Annotated in this window: 2 protein-coding genes; one reads left to right on the top strand and one right to left on the bottom strand. The window is 40.0% G+C overall.

What is annotated here, in order from left to right; all coding sequences use genetic code 11:
* Positions 1–112 precede the first annotated feature (112 nt).
* The gene (locus F6K53_RS39845) at positions 113–1,114 is read left to right on the top strand and encodes a sucrase ferredoxin (RefSeq protein WP_293085547.1); all 1,002 of its coding nucleotides are present in this window, start codon (positions 113–115) and stop codon (positions 1,112–1,114) included.
* A gap of 157 nt (positions 1,115–1,271) precedes the next feature.
* On the opposite strand, the gene F6K53_RS39840 is transcribed toward F6K53_RS39845, so the two are convergent.
* A complete protein-coding gene (locus F6K53_RS39840) occupies positions 1,272–1,706 on the bottom strand; it encodes a GNAT family N-acetyltransferase (RefSeq protein ID WP_293085545.1) in 435 nt (144 codons plus the stop codon).
* Positions 1,707–1,764: the final 58 nt, after the last annotated feature.

Raw genomic sequence — 1,764 nt, 5'->3', positions numbered from 1 at the left:
ATAGGCAATAGGCAAAAGTTCACTAAAAGAGCGTTTCATAAATACGTAGTGCTATATAATTAATAATTTTTTTTATAGTTTAAAAAAAAATGATAGTTAAGGAGACAAAACGATGAACACTTTTTTTTGTGCTGACCATTCACAGCAGTTAGCCGAAGATATTATCGGTAGTGGCACTAATTACCAAGTGTATGTTTTAGTAGAATGCCGCCAACCGTGGCTGTCTAATGCCATGGATTCTAAGTATATTCCAGAGAATCTTAGGAGTTTGGTGGATGAGGTGAAGCACCGTAAGCTGCCAGTAAGATTCCTGCTGATTGCTAATAATAAAACCCTAAAAGCCGATCAGACTAAGCTTTTGATTTATAGTCACAACGGTGAAGCCAGGTTAAAAGGGTACAGCAAGCTAGAGTTTGATGTGACTAATCTTGGTGAGGTAGCTGGGATTGTCAAACAATTCTTAGCTGGAGAAACGCCAAACTGTGTAACACAAGACAGTGACACTAGAGACATTTTAGTTTGCACCCACGGTAGCCATGATGTGTGTTGCGCCAGGTATGGTAATCCTTTTTACTGCAAAGCCTTAGCTACTGTTAATGAGTTATCCTTAACCAATGTCAGACTCTGGAAAGCTAGCCACTTTGGTGGTCATCGGTTTGCTCCCACTGCGATTGATTTCCCAGATGGAAGATACTACGGTGTTTTAGATCAAGATTCATTTAAATCAATTTTAATCCGTAGTGGTGATCTTGAATGCTTCAATCGAGTTTATCGAGGTTGGGGAATTCTACCGACTAAAATTCAGGTATTGGAAAGGGAACTTATCCTCCGCTACGGATGGAATTGGTTTAAGCATAAAGTTGGTGGTTCAATTATTAAGGAAGATGCGAATCAGGATTCTATTCAAGCTGAGATCAGCTTTGAAAAACCTAATGGCTTGATTTACCATTGTCGTGCTGAATTGATTAAAGATGAAAGTAAGACATTGCAGCTGAAAGGGTCTTGTGGTGCTCAGAAAGAGTCAGTGTTTGTTAAATATACTATCAAGAATCTCTGCCTTTACTCGGAATTGCTGGAAATTCTTCCAGTTTATCAACCGCAGATGGCAAGCTAAGAGGTAAGCAGTCAGCCGTCAGCCGTCAGCCGTCAGCCGTCAGCCGTCAGCTCAACTAGTAGGGTGCGTTTATAACGCATCTTACAGATCGAGTTATTATTACCTACTCCCTATTCCCTATTCCCTATTCCCTGTTCCCTGTTCCCTGTTCCCTTTGCTAGATATTAAGGTACATAAATTGGTGGCTGATGCCAACATAATCAAATGGCTCACCGTCAGCTATAAAACCAAGGCGACTATAGAAACCTAGGGCATTAATTCTAGTCATTACTCTCAAAGCTTTGAGATTCTTTGCTTTGGCTTTTTCAATTAATGTTTCGATCAGTTTAGTTCCGATGCCTTGGTGACGAAATTCAGGTAATAGTCCAACGTAGGCAATAGTGCCCAATCCGGGAGACAATTCTCTTAATCTTGCTGAACCAATGACCTGATTATTACAGATAGCAACGAGATGAAAAGCACTACTTTCGTACTGGTCTTGTTCTGTTTCTTTCTCCATACCTAAGGGTTTTCTGAAGACAAGCCACCGCTGGTGGTACATATCCTCTAACTCTTGTTTATTCTTAACAGGACGCACTTCAATAGTCGTCATAATGTTTAACCATATTTAGAATTAAGAATTTAGTAAGGATTCAGGTCGTAACAATAGG

It is taken from the genome of Moorena sp. SIO4A1 (assembly GCF_010672065.1).
In the GTDB taxonomy this organism is placed as follows: Bacteria; Cyanobacteriota; Cyanobacteriia; order Cyanobacteriales; family Coleofasciculaceae; genus Moorena.
This window is presented reverse-complemented; position numbering and strand designations above follow the sequence as displayed.

Excerpts from the sequence above, each read along its gene's own strand:
- F6K53_RS39845 (WP_293085547.1), top strand. The coding sequence starts at position 113 with ATGAACACTTTTTTTTGTGCTGACCATTCACAGCAGTTAGCCGAAGAT.
- F6K53_RS39840 (WP_293085545.1), bottom strand. The coding sequence starts at position 1,706 with ATGACGACTATTGAAGTGCGTCCTGTTAAGAATAAACAAGAGTTAGAG.